The sequence below is a fragment of the Arthrobacter sp. NPDC056886 genome (assembly GCF_042788715.1).
In the GTDB taxonomy this organism is placed as follows: Bacteria; Actinomycetota; Actinomycetes; order Actinomycetales; family Micrococcaceae; genus Arthrobacter.
The window spans coordinates 113767-131554 of the sequence record NZ_JBHUBT010000001.1; the positions used below are offsets into that span (position 1 = coordinate 113767).

The window sequence follows — 17788 nt, forward strand, 5'->3', positions numbered from 1 at the left end:
GGTGGCCCGTGTGGCTCTGCTGGCTGGCCATGGTGCTGGACGGCTTTGACCTGGTGGTGCTCGGCACGGTCATTCCCACCCTCATCAAGTCGCAGGAACTTGGCTTCGACGCAGTCGGGGCGACATTTGCGGCGACCATCTCCCTGGTGGGCGTGGGGCTCGGGGCGCTCTTCATCGCCCCGCTCTCAGACCGCCTCGGCCGGCGGAACCTGCTGGTGGCCTGCGTGACATGGTTCTCCATCTTTACGATCGCCGTCGTCTTCGCAACGAACGTGGCCTGGTTCAGCACGTTCCGGCTGCTCGCCGGCCTCGGCCTGGGCGCCTGCCTGCCCGCGGCGCTGGCCTACATGAACGACTACGCACCTGCCGGGACGGCCGGAAAGTCCACCACTCGGACCATGACCGGCTACCACGTGGGCGCCGTGGCCACGGCGTTCCTGGCCCTCATGGTGATTCCGAGCTGGCGGACCATGTTCGTGGTGGGCGGCCTGGCCGGCCTTGTCCTGGTCCCCTTCCTGTGGTTCAAGCTTCCGGAAACTCTCCCGCCGGTCATCCACATCCCTGCGGTCGCCAAGTCCCCGGCCGCCACCCAGGTCCGCGCGGAGAAGGCGGCCGCCACAGCCCCGGCTCCGGCAGCGGAAGAACGCGCCAGCTTCCGGGATCTGGGCAGGAAGCCCTACCCGCTGATCGCAGCCGGCGTGGCCGTGGCATCCTTCATGGGGCTGCTGCTGGTCTACGGCCTGAACACCTGGCTGCCGCAGCTCATGGCCTCCGCCGGCTACAGCCTGAACGCCGGCCTCGCACTGCTCCTGGTCCTGAACGTGGGCGCTGTTGTGGGTCTCCTGATCGCCGGGGTCCTGGCGGACCGGCACGGCACCAAGAGGATCGTCCTGCTCTGGTTTGGCCTCTCCGCCGTGTTCCTCGCCGCACTCAGCATCCAGATCCAGAACGAAGTCGTGCTCTACGCCGCCGTCTTTGTCACGGGCGTGTTCGTCTTCAGCTCCCAGGTCCTGGTTTACGCCTGGGTCAGCCAACTCTTCCCGGTCCGGCTCCGCGGCACCGCCCTGGGCTTTGCCGCCGGTGTGGGCCGGCTGGGGGCCATATTGGGCCCGGCCGTCACGGGCGCGCTGGTCGCCGCCGGGATTGCCTACCCGTGGGGCTTCTACGTTTTTGCCGCCGCCGCGGTCCTGGCGGTCCTCGCCCTCGCCTTCGTCCCGCAGACCGTCGCGGCGACGTCCCGCACCGGCGCCAGCGTCGGGCACTCCTAGTCGGGCACTCCTAGGAGAGGCGCCCGGGGGTCCTGGCGCCGCGGCGGCCCTTGAGGCGGCGCCACACGCCGGGCGCCAGTACGACGGCGATGCCGACGGCGGCCCCGATGATCGTCTCCACGATTCTGTCGCGGAGCAGGAGGCCGGGCGGCACGGGTGCCACGAGGAGGGTGGAGGTCAGGGCCAGCGGCGTGACGAAAACCTGCGCCAGCATGTACTGCCGCGCGATGAACATCTCGGCGCCGAACTGGCACGCGGCGATCACCAACACTGTCTGCCAGGCCGTCGGCTGCAGGAGCAGGATTCCGGCGAGCAGCACCAGTCCCAAGGCGGTGCCCGCGATGCGTTGCAGGCCCCGGCTGACGCGGTGCCGGGTGGTGTGACCCACGAGCGGTACGACGGCGGCCACCATCGCCCAGTAATTGTGGCCAATGCCCAGCCATTCCCCGGCCAGGGTCCCCAGCGTTCCCGCCATGCCTGCCGCCACAAGGTAGCCCCAGCTCTCGTGCCACGCGGTGCGCTTCTCCTCCTGAGTGAGGGCCGCAGGCCTCGGATTCACCCACGGGGTCCGGCGGTTCCGGGCCACCCGCGAAGACTGGCCGAGCAGCAGGGAGAACGCGACCGTGAGCACCGCGACGAGCATGCACTGCCACAGCGGCGGCTGGTTGGGGATCGATGCGATGGCCGCGAACGCAAAGATATGGAACAGCGAACCCGCGGGGCGCAGGCGCCACCACGCGACCACCAGGGAGCAGCCCCACGCGATCACCGTGGTGGCCACCACCAGGACCCAGGTGGTGGCTGCCGCAGAAAGCCCTGCAAGAGCGTCCACGCGCGCAGTGAGGGCGGCCAGGAACATCACCAGGAGCATCAGCCCACCGCCCCGCATCTGGAGGGTCAGCCGTCTGGCGTGCGGCTCATTGCGGCCGTAAATCCCGGTGAAGGCACCGAAGGAAGCGAAGATTGCCAGATCCAGCCGGTCCAGCAGCACCAGGGTGATCAGCGGAACAAAGACCCCCACGGCGCAGCGGAAGGCGACCTGGTGGTCCTTGTTGCCCGGGGCGATGGTGAACATCTCGGAGAACAGCTTCACAGCGCCGACTCCTCGGGGCCAACTTCACGGCGCCTGCCCCACGGCGGCAGGACTTCGCGGCGTGCCTTCACGGGCGTGTCTTCACGGGTTGGGGCTCCTTTTCGCAGCGGTCGGAGTGGTACGACGGCGGCGCTGGCATCCACGGCCGAGTTTACGCCGGAACGGCGCGGCGACGGCATCGGAATCCGTTGATCGGGATCGGCCGGACACCGGTCGAAGTGGTAGCGTCTATCGGTTGAAGCAAGCCAGCAACGCACACCGGAGGTTCCCCATGCTCAAAGGATTCAAGGATTTCATCCTTCGCGGCAACGTGATCGAACTTTCCATCGCCGTCGTGGTCGGCACCGCGTTCACGGCCCTGGTCAGCGCCTTCACCTCAAACGTCGTCAACCCGATCCTCGCTGCCGCCGGCGGCGTAGAAACCCACGGCCTGGGCTTCTATGTCTGGCCGGGCAACGACAAGACCTTCGTCAACATCGGCGCCGTGGTAACGGCCTTCCTTACCTTCCTCATCACCGCCGCGGTGGTGTATTTCATCTTCGTGGCCCCCATGAACCGGATCAACCGGATGGTCAAGAACCGGCTTAACGCCGCCGAGCCCGAGGAGAAACCGATCCCGGCCGACACCGCGCTGCTGGCCGAGATTCGCGACCTTCTGGCCACGCTGGCCGGTCCCGCGTCCGACGGCGGCAGTGCCGGCGTCGGGGAGCGCCTGGACAGGAACGCGCCGTCGGCCGTCCCTGCCGGAGTCGCAAGCCGCCGCCAGGCTTAAAACCACCCGCAGACCTACAACTCAGCCGCCAGGCTTAGAACTCTCGGACGTCCTGCTCCTCGGGCGGGGTAAAGATGGACTCAATGGGCTGGCCGAAGAGCCGGGCGATACGGAAGGCCAAGGGCAAAGCGGGGTCGTAGCGGCCTGTTTCCAAGGCGTTTACGGTCTGCCGTGAGACGCCGAGCCGGTCAGCGAGGGCGCCCTGGGTCCAGCCGCGGTCCTCCCGCAGCGTCTTGAGCTGGTTTTTCATCGTCGGCCTACGACCGCTCCGGAGACAATCCACCCGAGCATGCCCGCGCTGTAGATGATCCAGCCGACGCCGGGAACGCTAAGCCCGGCAATCTCTAGGAAGGCCAGGGTCACGGAGGCAATCATGGCGACGGCGAACCCTCCCCCGAGCGCCTGCAGCAGGAGCAGCCGCTGGTAGTCGTCAATCCGGCGCACATGGCGCAGCACGGCGCGTACGATCCACAACGCCGGAATCACCGGCAGGACCGCCCAGAGGAATCGCCAGGGACTATCGCCGTCCAGATCCCCCCAAACCAGCACGCCGACGAGCACCACCGCGTAGGCGACGATGCCCGGCCAAAATTCACGTTGATACGCGCGGGACTTCTCGCGGTCGCCCTCGCTACGGTCCTTGCTGTCAAGTTTGTTTGTCATGGCTTCATCTTGGAACCCGGCTCTGACACCTGTCAAGGGTGCTTGTCACTGATTTTTCTTGCGCGTCCTATGGCGGGCGGAAGGTGCGGAGTACTTTGATGTAGACACGCCCGCCGCTCGAGCCTGGATGCCGAGGAGGAACGCCATGCCGGATGTTAGCTGGAACCACGAGCTGGTGGATCAATTGGAATGGCATTTTGCCCATCAGGCCCGCCCCAGGCTGGACAGGTTAACTGATGACGAATATTTTTGGGAGCCCGTTCCGGGCTGGAGCCTCCGGCGCAAGGACGCCTCAACGCCCCCGGACGCGCCAGGTGCCGGTGATTTCACCATCGATTTCAGCTACCCGGAGCCCGTTCCGGCTCCGGTGACCACCATTGCTTGGCGCCTGTGCCACATTCTGGTCGGCGTGCTGGGCGCGCGGACGGCATCGCACTTTGGCGGTCCAGCCGTGGATTACCAAAACTTCGCTTACCCGGCCACCGCCTCCCTGGCTCTGGGGCAGCTGGACGAGTATTACGCCCGGTGGGTCCAGGGCGTGAAGAGCCTCGACGAGGCAGGTTTGGGGGCGCCCTGCGGCCCAGCCGAAGGTCCGTATGCCGATGCGCCCCTCGCGGCACTGGTCCTGCACATCAACCGCGAGATGATCCATCACTTGGCCGAGGTCGCCCTGCTCCGAGACCTCTACGCGCACCGCCACTTGCTGGGCGGCTCGGAACGTGGCCCGGGCCTCTAGCGAGACTGTCGACCGCCCGATCCCGTCCGAAACTGTCACCCGGCGGCAACCCGGCCGAAACAGCTGGCCGGAATCATGGGAACATGACGCGCACCGCCGCAGGCAAAAACCTTGCCAGAACCCCAGTCCAAGCCCAGCACCCTGCCGCCTCCGAGTTGAGCTGCGAAGTGTGTGGCCAGATGCCCGAACCGACCAAGGCGCGGCTGACCCTGGCCAATGTCGCCGTAATGCTTCCGATCGAATTGCTGGTGCACGCTGCGGTGGTGGGAACCCACCTGCCTTACGTTGCAAAGGTCCTGGTTCTGACCGTGACCGCGACCATCCTGGTGATCTGGGTGGCCGAACCTTCAGCAGCCCGGATGCTCAGGGGCTGGCTGCATGCTCCGGCCCTCCGCCACCGCAAACGGCTGGTCGCAGCGCCTGCCCTGTGGCGGGCGCGGACCGTACTGAAAGACAAGCCGGGATCGCTGCAGAAGCTGACGCAGGCCCTGGCCGGGCTGAACACGAACATCCTCAGCATTCATGTTCACCCCGTGGCCGGCGGCGTGCTGGACGAGTTCGTGCTCTCGGCACCCGGTGACGTGCGCGAAGCCGAGTTGCTCCGGGCGCTGCGGGCAGGCGGCGGAGCGGATCCGCACCTCTGGCCGACCACCGCCCTGGCCATGGCCGACGGGCAAACCGGCGCACTGAGCCTGGCCGCCCGGATCGCCGCCAGTCCGGAGGAGCTGCCGCTGGCCGTCGCGGAACTCCTGCGGGCACGGATCATCCCCGCACCGGCAGCCGGCAACGCCGGGGTGCCACCCCGGACGGGCGGAGACGGGACGGTCCTGAAAATCCCTACGGCGTGGCACGGGCCCATTACGTTTTCGCGGCCCGGCGAACCGTTCACGCCGGCCGAATCCGCCCGCGCGCACCGGCTGGCCGAACTCGCCGAGATCCTGGCACACCGGACGGCGGCACGCTAGCCCCTGCCCGGCCGGCTAAGCGGAGTCGCCTAGACGGCGGCCATTCTGATCTTGAGCGCGTCCGGCTCCAGGGTCACGGCCAGGTGCTTCCCGGTACCGAGATGATCGCCGTCCAGTTGAAACTCCTGCTCGCGCTCCAGGGTAATTTCGGCCGTTTTCCCTTGGAAGTAATCCACGGACTCGGTCTCGTTCTTATTCTTGTTCCGGCCGAAGATGCCGGCAATCACGCCGAGCCAGCCGAGCCGCCCACGGGGCGACAGGATCAACAGGTCAAGGACGCCGTCGTCAGGTTTCGCCTCTGGGAAGATCTCGATGCCGCCCATGAGCCGGCCGCAGTTGCCTACCATGACGCTGCGGATCCGGCGGCGGACGGGTTCCCCGCCGTCGACGCTGATCCTGGCCTTCACCGGCTTGCCGGGGAGTTTGCGGATGCCCGCCTCAACGTAGGCAAGCCAGCCCATCCGGTCCTTGAGCACGTCCACGGTGTCGGCCATGATGGCGGCGTCATACCCCAGTCCGGCCATCACCAAGAACACCTGCTCATCATCCGACCGATCAAGGGTCGCCTTGACGACGTCGACGGATCTGTCGCTGCCGTTCAGGACGTCGAAGCAGGCGGATAAGGGATCGGTGATGTCCGCTCCGAGGTTGCGGGCCAGGAGGTTTCCGGTGCCCAGCGGCACGAGCCCCATGGGCGTTCCGGTGCCCGCGAGCACCTCTGCCACGCAACGGACCGTTCCGTCCCCGCCCGCCGCGATTACGACGTCGACTCCGGCCTCCAGCGCCTCGCGGGCCTGGCCGGCTCCCGGATCTTCGACCGTGGTTTCGAGCCAGAGCGGTTCTGCCCACCCTTGCGTCTCACACAGCCGGAAGATTGCGCCCTTGAGCGCGGGACCAGCTGACTTGGCGGGGTTGATAACCACGGCGGCGCGCCGGGACGCTGCGTTGGCCTGGGTCTTCGGGTTTCCCGGAGTCGCGGTGTTGTTCTCTGTCATGGCGTCCTTAGGGGCAATTGGGCGAAATAGTACCCGAACTGAAAGCCTAGCCGCAGGGCCCGCGCTAATCGTGGACGTGCGCTCCGCCACCTCACTAGACTGGGCTTCGTGATGTTCCGGGGGCTGCACTCCGGACGCCGAAAGCGGGGGCAGATGACTGAACCAGAGAAGTATTCAGCAACGGCTGAATCATCCAGCATGGATCCCCACGACTGGGGCCGGGCGATGGCACTGGCGCTCACGCGGCTGGCCGAGCAGATCGCACCCGATGACAGCGAGGACATCCATGCCCTGGTGGTGGGCAGGAACTTGCACCTGAAAATCAGTGACGAGCCCGGGGGCGTCACCATCACGGTTTCCACAGAACCCGTCCCGGACTCCGCTCCCTGACGGCTCTCTTCCAGCCCGCCAGAGTCGTAATTCACCGTCCCGAGGTCAGGTCCTCGGAGATGACTTCCGCCGTGGCCACCGTGGCCTCACGCACAGCTCTGAGGTAGGCCTCGGGGTCCGCCTGCGCGGACACCGTCTGGGCCTGCAGCGAGACGTTGATCGCCGCCACCACCTTGGGCCCGTCATGGACCGGCGCCGCAATGGACATCAGTCCCAGCTCCAGTTCCTGGTCCAGCAGGCACCAGCCCTGGGCGCGGACCGTCTCCAGCTCCGCCAGGAGGGCAGCCCGCGTGCCGATGGCTCCCGGCGTGAGGGGCCGGATCTCGGCGGCCGCGAGGTAGTCCGCCAGCTTCGCCGGCGGGAGGGCCGCGAGCAACACCCTGCCCATGGACGTCGCATAGGCGGGGAAGCGGGTGCCCACTGTGATGCCGACAGTCATGATGCGCCGGGTGGACACCCGGGCGATGTAGGCGATGTCTGTGCCCTCGAGCACCGCGGCCGACGTCGACTCCCCCAGTTCGAGCGAGAGCTCTTCCAGGTGCGGCTGGGCCAGCTGCGGCAGGGACAGCCCGGACAGGTAGGCGTAGCCGAGCTGCAGCACTTTGGCGGTGAGGGCGAAGATTTTGCCGTCGGTGCGGACATAGCCCAATTCCGCGAGTGTGTGCAGGAACCGCCGGGCCGTGGCCCGGGTCAGCTCGGTCCGCGCCGCCACCTCAGTCAGCGTCATCTTGGGGTGGTCCGTGTCAAAGGCACGGATCACGGCGAGCCCGCGCGCCAGCGACTGCACGTACTGGTCGCTGGCCGCGGGCGCGCCGCCGCTCTTGGCTGGCTCAATCATTTCTCGCCTCTCGGTCCCGCATCACTTTAGCGGGGCCCACGTCATCCGGCCGCAGGATTGTCAGCTTGGGTCCGCGGCCCGGAGCGGCACCGGGACCATGGCCTGGAGTTCCTCGAGCGTGCAGCCGAACGTCTCCCGCACCTGGACGCCGTCGGGTCCGGTCAGGAAGACGGCCTTGTCGGTGTAGACACGGGTCACGCAGCCGATTCCGGTGAGCGGGTAGGTGCACGCCTCCACGATCTTGGACGCGCCGTCGCGGGTCAGGAGCGTCATCATGACGAAGACGTCCTTGGCGCCGGTGGCGAGGTCCATGGCGCCGCCGACGGCGGGGATCGCGTCAGGGGCGCCGGTGTGCCAGTTGGCGAGATCCCCCGTGGCGGAGACCTGGAAGGCGCCGAGCACGCAGATGTCCAGGTGGCCGCCGCGCATGATCGCGAAGGAGTCCGCGTGGTGGAAGTAGGACGCCCCGGGAAGCTCGGTCACGGGGATCTTGCCGGCGTTGATGAGGTCGCCGTCGATCTGGTCCCCGGCGGCAACAGGTCCCATGCCGAGCATGCCGTTCTCGGTGTGGAGCGTGATGTTCTGCTCCGGCTCGAGGTAGTTGGACACCAGGGTGGGCTGGCCGATGCCGAGGTTCACGAAGGATCCGGGGGCGATATCGCGGGCCACGAGGCGGGCGAGATCGTCACGGCCCAGCGGCTTGTCGCTGGCCTGGCTGACGGTCCGAAGGCTGGCCTGGTCATTGGTTGGGATGCTCATCTCAGGCCACGCTTTCTGTCTTGCCGACCTCTGTCTTGCCGGTGGCGGTACCGCTGGAATCAATACGGACGATGCTGTTGACGTAGATTCCGGGGGTCACGATGACCTCGGGGTCCAGGCCGCCGGTGGGGACGATTTCGGAGACCTGGACGATGGTGTGTTTCGCGGCGGCGGCCATGATGGGACCGAAGTTCCGGGCGGTTTTGCGGTAGACGAGGTTGCCCCGGCCGTCCGCCGTGAGGGCCTTGATGAGGGCGACGTCGGCGTGGATGGGGGTTTCGAAGACCTGGCCGCGGCCGTCGAGGATGCGGGTTTCCTTGCCCTCGGCGAGCATGGTGCCGTAGCCGGTGGGCGTGAAGAAGCCGCCGATCCCGGCGCCGGCGGCACGGATCCGCTCGGCGAGGTTGCCCTGCGGGACGAGTTCGAGTTCGATCTCGCCGGCGCGGTACTTTTCATCAAAGTGCCAGGAGTCGGACTGCCGCGGGAAGGAGCAGATCATCTTCTTGACCCGGCCTTCCTTGATGAGCAGGGCCAGGCCCTGGTCGCCCTGGCCGGCGTTGTTGTTCACCACGGTCAGGTCGGTGGCGCCGCCGTCGAGCAGCGCGTCGATCAGTTCGAACGGCTGGCCGGCGTTGCCGAACCCGCCGATCATCACGGTGGAGCCGTCCTTAATCCCGGCGACAGCCTCACCCACGGTGTCAATGAAATTCAGCATCTTCCCTAGCCCTTCGCTGGTTTTGCCGACGGGTTATCCCCACGGGCGGCGGTTACGTTTTCGAGGACCACAGCGAGGCCCTGGCCGACGCCGATGCAGATCGCGGCGACGCCCCAGCGCTCACCGGAGGCCTGCAGGGACCGGGCCAGGGTGCCGAGGATCCGGGCGCCGGAGGCGCCGAGCGGGTGGCCCATGGCGATCGCGCCGCCGTGCCGGTTCACGATGGAGGGGTCGATGCCCCAGGCGTTGATGCAGGCCAGGGACTGCGCGGCGAATGCCTCGTTCAGTTCGACGGCGCCCACCTGGTCCCAGCCGATGCCGGCCTTGGCGAGGGCCTTGTTCGCGGCCTCCACCGGGGCGTAGCCGAAGTACTGGGGGTCGTTGGCGTGTGCGCCGCGCCCGGCGATGCGGGCCAGCGGCTCCACACCCAGGATCCCGGCGGCGGCCTCGGACCCGAGCCAGGCGGCGGAGGCGCCGTCGGAGAGCGGGGAGGCGTTCCCGGCGGTGACGGTGCCGTTCGCGGTCCGGAACACGGTTTTCAGCCCGGCCAGTTTTTCGGCCGAGGAGCCGGCCCGGATGCCCTCGTCGCGGACCAGGTCCGTGCCGGGGACCGGTGCGACGAGGTTGTCGTAGAAGCCCTCGTCCCAGGCTGCGGCAGCGAGGTTGTGGGAGTTCGCGGCGAACTCGTCCTGCGCCTGCCGGCCCACGCCGTACTTCTCGGCCAGCCGTTCGGTGGCCTCGCCCAGGGAGATGGTCCAGTCCGCCGGCATGGCCTGGTTCACCAGCCGCCAGCCCAGCGTGGTGGAGGCCAGGGTCAGATCCCCGGCCGGGTAGGGCTTCTCGGTCTTGGGCAGCACCCAGGGCGCGCGGGACATCGACTCGGCGCCGCCGATCAGCATGAGCTCGGCGTCACCGGTGTTGATCTGGCGGGAGGCGATGATCGCCGCGTCCAGGGAGGAACCGCAGAGCCGGTTGACCGTGGTGCCGGGGATCGAGACCGGCAGCCCCGCCAGCAGGGTGCCCATCCGGGCGACGTTGCGGTTTTCCTCGCCGGCGCCGTTGGCGTTGCCGAAGACCACCTCGTCGATCCGTTCGACGTCCAGGGCCGGGGCGCGCTTGACGATTTCACGGATCACGTGGGCGGCGAGGTCGTCCGGGCGGACGGCTGCGAGGCCGGAGCCGAACTTGCCGAACGGGGTCCGGACGGCGTCGTACACAAATGCCTGGTTCATGGTTTCTGGTCCATTTCTGCCCTGTCCATTTCTGCCTGGTCCATGGAATGGAACACTTGCTGGGCGGTCTTGAAGGCGGTGTTGGCGGAGGGGACGCCGCAGTAGATGGCGGTCTGGAGCAGGATTTCCTTGATTTCGTCCCGGCTCAGGCCGTTGGTGATGGCGGCGCGGATGTGCATGGCCAGCTCTTCCCAGTGCCCGTGCGCCACCATGGCCGTAAGCGTGACGGCGGAGCGCATCTGCCGGCTGATCCCTGGCCGGGTCCAGATCCCGCCCCAGGCGATCCTGGTGATCATGTCCTGGAAGTCCTCGGTGAAGGAATCCTTGTTGGCGTTGGCGCGATCCACGTGGGCGGCGCCGAGGACCTCGCGCCGGACCTTCATGCCGCCGTCGTAGATTTCCTGGCTGGTCGCGCCGGGCTGGACCACACCATTCCGTTCGGGGCCGGTCATGCCGGGGCCGGTCAGGTCGGGGCCGGTCATGCGCCCGCTCCCTGGGTCTCGGTCCAGGTGATGAGGCCCTTCAGCAGCTCGGCGATGTGGCCCGGCGCCTCGAACGGAGCCAGATGGGCCACGCCCTCCAGGCTGACGGCCGTTGCCGTGCCGCCGCCGGAAACGATGCCCGCGGCCACTTCCTCGGCCATCGACGGCGGAGCCACGGCGTCTAGGGCGCCGGCAACAACCTGGGTGGGGACGCGGATGGTGCCGAGCTGGTCCCGCACATCGAAGCCGGCCAGGGCCTCGCAGCAGAAGGCGTAGCTGACGCGGTCGGCGTCCCGGAGCGTGTGCAGGAGCCGGCTGCTGAGTTCGGGCTGGCTCTCCATGAATCCCGGGGCGAACCAGCGCTGCGCCGAACCCTGGATCATCACCGGGGTTCCCTGGGTGCGCACGGTTTCGGCGCGCTCCAGCCAGCCCTCGGGAGTGCCGATCTTCGCGCCGGAGCACTGCACGGAGAGGCTCTTGAGCCGGTCGCCGTGCTTGATGCCCAGCTGCAGGCCGGTGGCCCCGCCGAGGGACACGCCGGCGTAGTGGAAGCGCGCACCCGGGGCGATCGAATCGACCAGGCCGATCACCGCGTCCGCGAGGTCAGCGACCGTGAAGGTCTCGTGGGCCGCCGGCGAGACGCCGTGCCCGGGCAGGTCCCAGGCGACGACATCGACGTCGTCGCCCAGCAGGGCGCCGGCCTGGCTCCACACCAGGGAGGATGTTCCGAGCGAGGGTCCGACGATGAGGAGGGGCTTCTCGCCCAGTGCGCGCTGGGGCGAGAGCAGGACTGCTTTGACGGTGGGTCTAGCCACGGGAGGCTCCATTCTGGAGGTGGGAGGCGGTGGCACGGTCATCTTCAGGTGAGGCCGGGCAAGCGGCGTATTCGGGGTAGGCCCCGAGGATGCGGCGGGAGATGTCAACGGCCTGGCCGACGTAGTTGGCGGGGTTCAAAAGCTGCTCAAGCCGGGCGTCGGTGAGCAGATCGTCCGGGACGGCCGCGCGGAGCAGTGCCCGGTAGGTGGCCGCCTGCTCCGCGGCCGGGGCCTGGAGTGTTGCGTCGACGACGGCCTGCAAACGCTGTTTTCCGGTCCGGCCCGGTCCCGTCCCGGCGCTGTTCACGTCCAAAAGCGGAGGCCCGTCCAGAAGCGGCGCGACGGCGGCGTTGACGGCTTCGGAGAGCAGCAGTGGGCCGGCGAGGTCCAGGTTGCGGCGCATCGCCACCGGGAAGACCTCCAGCCCTTCGGCCAGTTCGCGCAGCTGCGCTGCGGCGCCGAGGGCCAGGCGCAGCAGTTGGCGCAGGGCGGCCCATTCGCTGTGCCAGGCGCCGTCGGGGCGTTCGTCGTTGAAATTGGCGGCGGCGAGGTGCAGTTGTGCGGCCAGGGCCGGGGACTGCAGGGCGGCGCTGCGGATCAGCACGGAGAGCACGGGGTTCTGCTTCTGCGGCATGGCGGAGGACACGCCCCGCCCGGCGGCGCGCGGTTCGGCGAGCTCGGCCACTTCCGGCCGGCTTAGGAACAGGACGTCGGCGGCCATTTTGCCGGCGGCGTCCGTCACGGCCGCCAGCGCGTCGCCGAGCGAGGTCACGGCCAGCCGGTTGGTATGCCACGGGGCCGGCACGGTGGCGAGACCCAGGCGGGCGGCCAGCCGGTCGGCGAGGTCCAACGGGGACAACACCGCGCTATCGGTCAACACCGTGCCGGCGGCGAGGGTCCCGGCGGCGCCGCCGGTCTGCACCGGCAGTTCGAGGGCCTCGAGCCGGCTGGCCGCGGCGGCGAGCCCGTTGAACCACTGCGCGGCCCGCAGCCCGAAGGTGTAAGGCAGCGAGTGCTGGGTCAGGCTGCGTGCAACACAAAGCGTGGCCGCATGGGCTTCGGCGAGGCCTGCGAGGGCGGACGTTGCCGCCTTGAGGTCGGTGAGCAGTTCGCGCACGGCGTCGGCAGCGAGCAGCATCAGCGCCGAGTCGAGCACGTCCTGGCTGGTCAGCGACGTGTGAACGGCGTGTACCGCGCCAAGTCCGGCGGCGTCCAGGTGCCTGACCTGTTCCCGGAGGTCGGCCAGCAGCGGGATGACGGGGTTGCCGCCGCCCTGGGCTCGGACGGCGATGGCCGCGACGTCGTAGCGCTGCACGTCCGCGGCGGCGGCCACCACCTCGGCGGACCCAGCCGGGGCTAGACCAGCCTCGTCCAGGACCGCCGCCCAGGCAGCCTCCACTTTGAGGATGGCCGCGAGCACCGCACGGTCCCCGGTCAGCGCCGCCACCAGCGGCGACGCCGACACGGGGCTCAGCAGGCCAAAGTCGCCGCCCAGGCCAGAGTCACCGTGCAGGTCAAAGTCGCCGTGCAGGCCGGCGCCGCCGTCGGTTTCGAAGGACGTCACGTCGAGGGACCCTCGGCGTCGTTGAAATCCAGGAACACGGTCTCGCCGTCGCCCTGCAGGCGGATGTCCCAGCTCAGGCCGCCGTCGGGATCCCGGCGCGCGATCAGGGTCCGCCGCCGTTCCGGATCCAGCGAGCTGAGCAGGCGGTCCCGGGACAGTGCCGCCTCGTCCTCCGGCAGGTAGACCCGGGTGAACAGGCGGTTCATGAGGCCGCGGGCGAACACGGCCACCGCGATGAACGGCGCGGCTCCGGCTTCGGTGGGTCCCGGGTTCAGGGTGGTGAACGTGAACGTGCCGGTGTTTCCCACGGCTGTGCGGCCGAAGCCCGTGAAGGTGTAGCCGTCACGGACCAGGGAGCCCGTCTGGTGAGGGACGTTGCCGTCCGCGTCCGCCTGCCAGATTTCCAGGATCGCGTCCGGGATCGGGTGGCCCGCACCGTCATACACGGTGCCCTGGAGCCGGACGGATCCCGGGGAACCGGGAGGCAGGAGCTCGCGGTCCTTGGCGTAGGGCAGGGCGTAGCCGAAGAACGGTCCGACGGTCTGCGCCGGTGTCGGCGCCAGCTGGGTGGGCTTATTCATGGCGCTCCTATTCATTCTCGTCGCCTTCCGCTCCGAGGGCCTCGTTTTCGGTCCAGGTCCGCTTGGATCCGGTGAGGACAATGTCCCAGTTGTAGGCCATGGCCCATTCGGGTTTGGTCTGCTCGTGGTTGTAGGTGGCCACGAGCCGGTCGCGGGCGTCCTGGTCCACGATCGACTGGTAGATCGGGTCCAGCGGGAACAGCTGGTCGCCCGGGAAGTACATCTGGGTGATGATCCGCTGGGTGAATTCGGAGCCGAACAAAGAGAAGTGGATGTGGGCCGGCCGCCAGGCGTTGAGGTGGTTCTTCCACGGGTAGGCGCCGGGTTTGATGGTGGTGAAGCTGTAGCTGCCGTCCGGGCCCGTGATGCAGCGGCCGACGCCGGTGAAGTTGGGGTCGATCGGCGCCGGGTGCTGGTCGCGCTTGTGGATGTAGCGGCCGGCGGAGTTGGCCTGCCAGATTTCGACGAGCTGTCCGGCGACGGGGCGTCCGTCGCCGTCGAGCACGCGGCCCGAGACGATGATGCGTTCGCCCAGCGGCTCGCCGTTGTGCGCGATAGTGAGGTCCGACTCGAGCGCGTGGACGTCCATGTGCCCGAACGCCGGCGAGTACAGCTCAATGGTTTCCGGATCCGCGTGGTGCAGGCTCTTCGTGGGGTGGCGCAGGACGCTGCTGCGGTACGGCGCGTAGTCCAGCCGCGGCTGGATCTCGGCCGGGGCTCCATCCTTGAGGGCCCGCGCATAGGCCGCGCCTATCGCCTTCATTTCAGCACTGAGGTCTGCCTGGGACTCAGCGGCGGCGTCCCCGGCAGGGACGGCATTGGAATACGTCTTTGGTGCGGCCTTCGTGGTCTGGTTGGCCAGGTCCTCGGTGATCGGGTCGGCGTTGAATATCTCGAGGTTGATTTCTTCAGGCACAGCAGCCTCCTTTCGGTGTTGTGGTTGTTGTTCGGGCAACTGATCAGGGTCGGCGGGCCAGCTGGTGCAGGTGGTCGTACTGGACTGCGTGCCGCACGGGCGCGTTCGGAGCGCCGTAGCCGTCGTAGGCGCCGCGGCGTTCCACCACTTCGAAAAACACGCTGCCCACCGTGGCCGTGTAGAAATGCAGGAATTCGCCGTCGGCATCACGGTCGTAGAGCAGGTTGAGCTCGCGGAGCGTGGCCAGGAATTCCGGCTCCAGCGCGAACCGGGCATCGAGGTCCTCGTAGTAGTTCGCCGGGATCTGCAGGAAGTCCAGGCCGCGGTCCCGTGCGGCCCGGGCCGTCGCCACCAGGTCATCCACCGCGAACGCGACGTGTTCCTGGTAGCCGGGGCGGGGGCCGGCTATGCCGCCGATGCCAGCGGCGGTGCCTGGTGTGGTTCCTTCCTGCTGGATCAGCGGGGCCAGGTTCAGCACCAGGCGGACGCCGCGGCCCTGCGTGAGCATCACCTGGGACCGGACCAGCCCGGTGGGGCTGGCTACCTCGGCGAACGGCTGCGGTTCCAGCGCGAGGGCGCTGGTGTAGAAGAGCACGGCCTCGTCGAAGTGCTGCCACGGCTGGGCGAGGTTGACGTGATCGATCACGGCGCCCGGGTTCCCGGTCCGGTCCGCCGCGGGTTGGTCCAGGCCGTCGCCGAATTCCCGCGTCCACGCGGCCGTGCCGTCCGGGTTTCCCTGGCACAGAAAGATCTCGGTGGAGTCCGGGGCCGCGAAGCCCTGGAAAATCTCCTCATTGGCCTGGCTCTTGCGCGGCACGGCCGGGGCCTTGAGCTGCTGGGCGCGGGCGGCTGCGATCACCGGGGAGTCGACGTCGAATCCCAATGCGGAAATGGAGGCAGAAATTGCAGCGGAACGATCCGACGTCGGCTGGCCGCCGGCGGGCGGCTCTTCATTGATGATCACGCGGGCATGGCCCATGGTCCACAATTGCACGTCCTTGGTCCGGTGCCGCCCGTTGAACGCAAACCCCAGCTGGCCGAGCAGGGTTTCCAGGCCCGCGGTGTCCCCTGCCCGGACCTCGGCGAAGTTGAAGCCGGCGGGCTCGGCCACCCGGGGAAGCGTGACGAGCTCCATGGGGTAGCGGCGCCGGGCAGCTGTCACACCGCCTGCGGCGGGGGCCTGGCCTGTCACACCGCCTGCGGCGGGGGCCTGGTTTGCCTCAAGCCAGGCGGCGCTTTGCTCTTCGAGCCAGATCAGCGACCGCATGGCGTCGACGGCGGTGCGTTCGACGTCGGACTGGCGGAAGACGTCGTTGAACACCTCCAGCGACACCGGTCCGGTGTAGCCGGCGCGGACCACGTGGCCCATGAACTTGGCGAGCTCGAACTGGCCCTCGCCCGGGAACACCCGGTAGTGCCGACTCCAGGACAGCACGTCCATGGAGAGCTTGGGGGCATCGGCGACCTGCACGAAGAAGATCTTCTCCGGGTTAAAGGCCTCGATCGGCGCGGCGTCCCAGTCCCGGGAGAGGATGTGGAAGGAGTCCAGGCAGGTGCCCAGGTTGGGGTGGTCCACCGTCTCGACCAGCCGGTGGGCGTGCTCGTAGTCGTTGACGTACTTGCCCCAGGCCAGGGCCTCATAGGCCACCTTGACGCCGTGGTCACCCGCGAGGTCCGCGAGCCGGGCGAGCTGGGTGGCGCGGAGCTCGTCGTCGTCGATCGTGGCCGTGCCGACGTTGGAGCAGAGCAGCATGGTGTCCATGCCCAGGCGGGACATGAGCCGGAATTTGGCGTCCGCGCGCCGCAGGTTGGCGGCGAGCAAGTCCTCCGGGACGCTGTCGAAGTCGCGGAACGGCTGGTAGAGGTCCAGGGTGAGGCCGAGGTCGGCGGCCAGTTTCCGGACGTCCTCCGGGCTCAGCGGGGAGGTCACGAGGTCCTGTTCGAAGATCTCGATCCCGTCGAAGCCGGCCACGGCGCAGGCCTGCATTTTTTCCCGCAGGGTGCCGGCGAGGCAGACGGTGGCGATTCCGGTGCGCATCAGGCGGACACTTCTTCCGCGGCGACGAGTTCCAGGAAGTGGGAGCGCATCCGGTCGGCGTCGGCCGGGCGCCCGGTGAAGATCCGGAAGGCGTCCGCCGCCTGGCCCACGGCCATCCGGCCGCCGTCGAGCACCTTGCAGCCCTTAGCACGCGCCTCGCGGACAAGCTCGGTTTCGATGGGCCGGTACACGATGTCTGCCACCCAGTGCCGGGACTCCACGAGCGACATGTCCAGCGGAACGCCCGGGTGGGCGGCCATGCCCACGGGGGTGCAGTGCACCAGACCGTCGGCCTGCGGCATGAGCTGCGGGAGCTCCGCCGTCGTCCGGGCGGTGACGGTCCGGTCCGGGAAGAATCCGGCGAGTTCGGCAGCCCGGGCGGCGCAGCGCGCCGCGTCGGTGTCCACGAGGTCCAGCTCGCGGACTCCCGCGGTGAGCAGGGCGTAGGCGACGGCGGAACCGGCGCCGCCGGCACCGAGCTGCACCACCCGGTCCAGCGTGGCGTCTGGGAGCCCGGAGGCCAGCGCCGCCGCGAAGCCGGAAAAGTCAGTGTTGTAGCCGATGAAGCGGCCCTCGCGGATGACCACGGTGTTGACGGCGCCGAGGCGCCGGGCATCGGCCGAGACCTCGTCGAGGTAGTCGAGCACCAGCTGCTTGCACGGGTGCGTGATGTTCAATCCGTTGAACCCGAGGCTCCGGGCGCCGGCCAGCAGCTCCCCCACGGCCTGGCCGGGCAGGCCGAGTTCGGTGAGGTCGATGGGGCGGTAGAGGTAGCGGAAGCCCTGCACGTCGCCCTCGCGTTCGTGCATGTAGGGCGTGAGGGAGGGCATGACGCCGTCTCCCACGAGGCCCACGAGGAAGGACTCTGCTCGATTGCTCATCCGGTTAGCTCCTTTGACAACTGCACTCGGCGGGCGGTGACGCTTGCGGCGTCCGCGGCGGTCCGGGTGATGGGGATTACATTAC

Annotated in this window: 20 protein-coding genes; 5 read left to right on the forward strand and 15 right to left on the reverse strand. The window is 68.5% G+C overall.

Annotated elements, in window-relative coordinates; translation table 11 throughout:
- The first annotated feature begins 29 nt into the window (after positions 1-29).
- Complete coding sequence (locus ACFRJ8_RS00555; RefSeq protein ID WP_377984669.1) at positions 30-1268, forward strand: MFS transporter; 1239 nt, start codon at positions 30-32, stop codon at positions 1266-1268.
- A gap of 10 nt (positions 1269-1278) precedes the next feature.
- Here the strand turns inward: ACFRJ8_RS00555 and ACFRJ8_RS00560 are convergent, their stop codons facing one another.
- Positions 1279-2361 (reverse strand): FUSC family protein, encoded by a 1083-nt coding sequence (locus ACFRJ8_RS00560; protein ID WP_377984220.1) that lies wholly within the window; start codon positions 2359-2361, stop codon positions 1279-1281.
- Between the two features lie 271 nt (positions 2362-2632).
- On the opposite strand from ACFRJ8_RS00560, the gene mscL reads away from it, so the two are divergent.
- Entirely contained in the window at positions 2633-3133 is a 501-nt protein-coding gene (gene mscL / locus ACFRJ8_RS00565; RefSeq protein WP_377984221.1) for a large conductance mechanosensitive channel protein MscL, read from the forward strand.
- A 34-nt stretch (positions 3134-3167) separates the two neighbouring features.
- Here mscL and ACFRJ8_RS00570 read toward each other — a convergent pair whose 3' ends face one another.
- Entirely contained in the window at positions 3168-3383 is a 216-nt protein-coding gene (locus ACFRJ8_RS00570) for a helix-turn-helix transcriptional regulator (RefSeq protein WP_377984222.1), read from the reverse strand.
- Positions 3380-3796 carry a hypothetical protein gene (locus tag ACFRJ8_RS00575; protein WP_377984223.1) on the reverse strand — a complete coding sequence of 139 codons (417 nt, stop codon included), beginning with the start codon at positions 3794-3796 and terminating at the stop codon, positions 3380-3382. The genes ACFRJ8_RS00570 and ACFRJ8_RS00575 overlap by 4 nt, the downstream gene beginning before the upstream one ends.
- 145 nt (positions 3797-3941) lie before the next feature.
- Between ACFRJ8_RS00575 and ACFRJ8_RS00580 the strand changes: the two genes are divergently transcribed.
- Positions 3942-4532, forward strand: a complete 591-nt coding sequence (locus ACFRJ8_RS00580) for a DinB family protein (RefSeq protein ID WP_377984224.1) — start codon at positions 3942-3944, stop codon at positions 4530-4532.
- A gap of 179 nt (positions 4533-4711) precedes the next feature.
- Positions 4712-5497, forward strand: a complete 786-nt coding sequence (locus ACFRJ8_RS00585; protein WP_377984670.1) for an ACT domain-containing protein — start codon at positions 4712-4714, stop codon at positions 5495-5497.
- A 29-nt stretch (positions 5498-5526) separates the two neighbouring features.
- Here the strand turns inward: ACFRJ8_RS00585 and ACFRJ8_RS00590 are convergent, their stop codons facing one another.
- The gene (locus ACFRJ8_RS00590) at positions 5527-6492 is read right to left on the reverse strand and encodes a diacylglycerol/lipid kinase family protein (RefSeq protein ID WP_377984225.1); all 966 of its coding nucleotides are present in this window, start codon (positions 6490-6492) and stop codon (positions 5527-5529) included.
- Positions 6493-6645: 153 nt separating this feature from the next.
- On the opposite strand from ACFRJ8_RS00590, the gene ACFRJ8_RS00595 reads away from it, so the two are divergent.
- Positions 6646-6882 (forward strand): hypothetical protein, encoded by a 237-nt coding sequence (locus tag ACFRJ8_RS00595; RefSeq protein ID WP_377984226.1) that lies wholly within the window; start codon positions 6646-6648, stop codon positions 6880-6882.
- Positions 6883-6913: 31 nt separating this feature from the next.
- Here the strand turns inward: ACFRJ8_RS00595 and ACFRJ8_RS00600 are convergent, their stop codons facing one another.
- The 11 genes from ACFRJ8_RS00600 to ACFRJ8_RS00650 all read right to left on the reverse strand — a co-directional run bounded on the left by ACFRJ8_RS00600 (position 6914) and on the right by ACFRJ8_RS00650 (position 17703).
- Positions 6914-7720: an IclR family transcriptional regulator C-terminal domain-containing protein gene (locus ACFRJ8_RS00600; protein WP_377984227.1), complete on the reverse strand. Its 807-nt coding sequence runs from the start codon at positions 7718-7720 to the stop codon at positions 6914-6916.
- 60 nt (positions 7721-7780) lie between these two features.
- Positions 7781-8479: a 3-oxoacid CoA-transferase subunit B gene (locus ACFRJ8_RS00605; protein WP_377984228.1), complete on the reverse strand. Its 699-nt coding sequence runs from the start codon at positions 8477-8479 to the stop codon at positions 7781-7783.
- Between the two features lies 1 nt (position 8480).
- Positions 8481-9194, reverse strand: coding sequence for a 3-oxoacid CoA-transferase subunit A (locus ACFRJ8_RS00610; RefSeq protein WP_377984229.1), 714 nt, complete (start codon positions 9192-9194; stop codon positions 8481-8483).
- A gap of 5 nt (positions 9195-9199) precedes the next feature.
- The gene (locus ACFRJ8_RS00615; protein WP_377984230.1) at positions 9200-10426 is read right to left on the reverse strand and encodes a thiolase family protein; all 1227 of its coding nucleotides are present in this window, start codon (positions 10424-10426) and stop codon (positions 9200-9202) included.
- Entirely contained in the window at positions 10423-10908 is a 486-nt protein-coding gene (pcaC, locus tag ACFRJ8_RS00620) for a 4-carboxymuconolactone decarboxylase (RefSeq protein ID WP_377984231.1), read from the reverse strand. The genes ACFRJ8_RS00615 and pcaC overlap by 4 nt, the downstream gene beginning before the upstream one ends.
- The gene (locus ACFRJ8_RS00625) at positions 10905-11723 is read right to left on the reverse strand and encodes an alpha/beta fold hydrolase (RefSeq protein ID WP_377984232.1); all 819 of its coding nucleotides are present in this window, start codon (positions 11721-11723) and stop codon (positions 10905-10907) included. Before ACFRJ8_RS00625 ends, pcaC begins: the two co-directional genes overlap by 4 nt.
- Positions 11716-13236, reverse strand: coding sequence for a lyase family protein (locus ACFRJ8_RS00630; RefSeq protein ID WP_377984671.1), 1521 nt, complete (start codon positions 13234-13236; stop codon positions 11716-11718). Before ACFRJ8_RS00630 ends, ACFRJ8_RS00625 begins: the two co-directional genes overlap by 8 nt.
- Before the next feature lie 47 nt (positions 13237-13283).
- On the reverse strand, positions 13284-13868 hold the full coding sequence (pcaG, locus tag ACFRJ8_RS00635; protein ID WP_377984233.1) for a protocatechuate 3,4-dioxygenase subunit alpha: 585 nt from the start codon (positions 13866-13868) through the stop codon (positions 13284-13286).
- A gap of 7 nt (positions 13869-13875) precedes the next feature.
- The gene (pcaH, locus tag ACFRJ8_RS00640) at positions 13876-14730 is read right to left on the reverse strand and encodes a protocatechuate 3,4-dioxygenase subunit beta (protein WP_377984672.1); all 855 of its coding nucleotides are present in this window, start codon (positions 14728-14730) and stop codon (positions 13876-13878) included.
- 97 nt (positions 14731-14827) lie between these two features.
- Positions 14828-16822 (reverse strand): bifunctional sugar phosphate isomerase/epimerase/4-hydroxyphenylpyruvate dioxygenase family protein, encoded by a 1995-nt coding sequence (locus tag ACFRJ8_RS00645; RefSeq protein ID WP_377984234.1) that lies wholly within the window; start codon positions 16820-16822, stop codon positions 14828-14830.
- A complete protein-coding gene (locus ACFRJ8_RS00650) occupies positions 16822-17703 on the reverse strand; it encodes a shikimate dehydrogenase (protein WP_377984235.1) in 882 nt (293 codons plus the stop codon). The genes ACFRJ8_RS00645 and ACFRJ8_RS00650 overlap by 1 nt, the downstream gene beginning before the upstream one ends.
- Positions 17704-17788: the final 85 nt, after the last annotated feature.

Excerpts from the sequence above, each read along its gene's own strand:
- pcaG (WP_377984233.1), bottom strand. The coding sequence starts at position 13,868 with ATGAATAAGCCCACCCAGCTGGCGCCGACACCGGCGCAGACCGTCGGA.
- ACFRJ8_RS00590 (WP_377984225.1), bottom strand. The coding sequence starts at position 6,492 with ATGACAGAGAACAACACCGCGACTCCGGGAAACCCGAAGACCCAGGCC.
- ACFRJ8_RS00650 (WP_377984235.1), bottom strand. The coding sequence starts at position 17,703 with ATGAGCAATCGAGCAGAGTCCTTCCTCGTGGGCCTCGTGGGAGACGGC.
- ACFRJ8_RS00645 (WP_377984234.1), bottom strand. The coding sequence starts at position 16,822 with ATGCGCACCGGAATCGCCACCGTCTGCCTCGCCGGCACCCTGCGGGAA.
- mscL (WP_377984221.1), top strand. The coding sequence starts at position 2,633 with ATGCTCAAAGGATTCAAGGATTTCATCCTTCGCGGCAACGTGATCGAA.
- ACFRJ8_RS00610 (WP_377984229.1), bottom strand. The coding sequence starts at position 9,194 with ATGCTGAATTTCATTGACACCGTGGGTGAGGCTGTCGCCGGGATTAAG.
- ACFRJ8_RS00600 (WP_377984227.1), bottom strand. The coding sequence starts at position 7,720 with ATGATTGAGCCAGCCAAGAGCGGCGGCGCGCCCGCGGCCAGCGACCAG.
- pcaC (WP_377984231.1), bottom strand. The coding sequence starts at position 10,908 with ATGACCGGCCCCGACCTGACCGGCCCCGGCATGACCGGCCCCGAACGG.
- ACFRJ8_RS00585 (WP_377984670.1), top strand. The coding sequence starts at position 4,712 with ATGCCCGAACCGACCAAGGCGCGGCTGACCCTGGCCAATGTCGCCGTA.
- ACFRJ8_RS00615 (WP_377984230.1), bottom strand. The coding sequence starts at position 10,426 with ATGAACCAGGCATTTGTGTACGACGCCGTCCGGACCCCGTTCGGCAAG.
- ACFRJ8_RS00575 (WP_377984223.1), bottom strand. The coding sequence starts at position 3,796 with ATGACAAACAAACTTGACAGCAAGGACCGTAGCGAGGGCGACCGCGAG.
- ACFRJ8_RS00570 (WP_377984222.1), bottom strand. The coding sequence starts at position 3,383 with ATGAAAAACCAGCTCAAGACGCTGCGGGAGGACCGCGGCTGGACCCAG.
- ACFRJ8_RS00580 (WP_377984224.1), top strand. The coding sequence starts at position 3,942 with ATGCCGGATGTTAGCTGGAACCACGAGCTGGTGGATCAATTGGAATGG.
- ACFRJ8_RS00555 (WP_377984669.1), top strand. The coding sequence starts at position 30 with ATGGTGCTGGACGGCTTTGACCTGGTGGTGCTCGGCACGGTCATTCCC.
- ACFRJ8_RS00605 (WP_377984228.1), bottom strand. The coding sequence starts at position 8,479 with ATGAGCATCCCAACCAATGACCAGGCCAGCCTTCGGACCGTCAGCCAG.
- ACFRJ8_RS00595 (WP_377984226.1), top strand. The coding sequence starts at position 6,646 with ATGACTGAACCAGAGAAGTATTCAGCAACGGCTGAATCATCCAGCATG.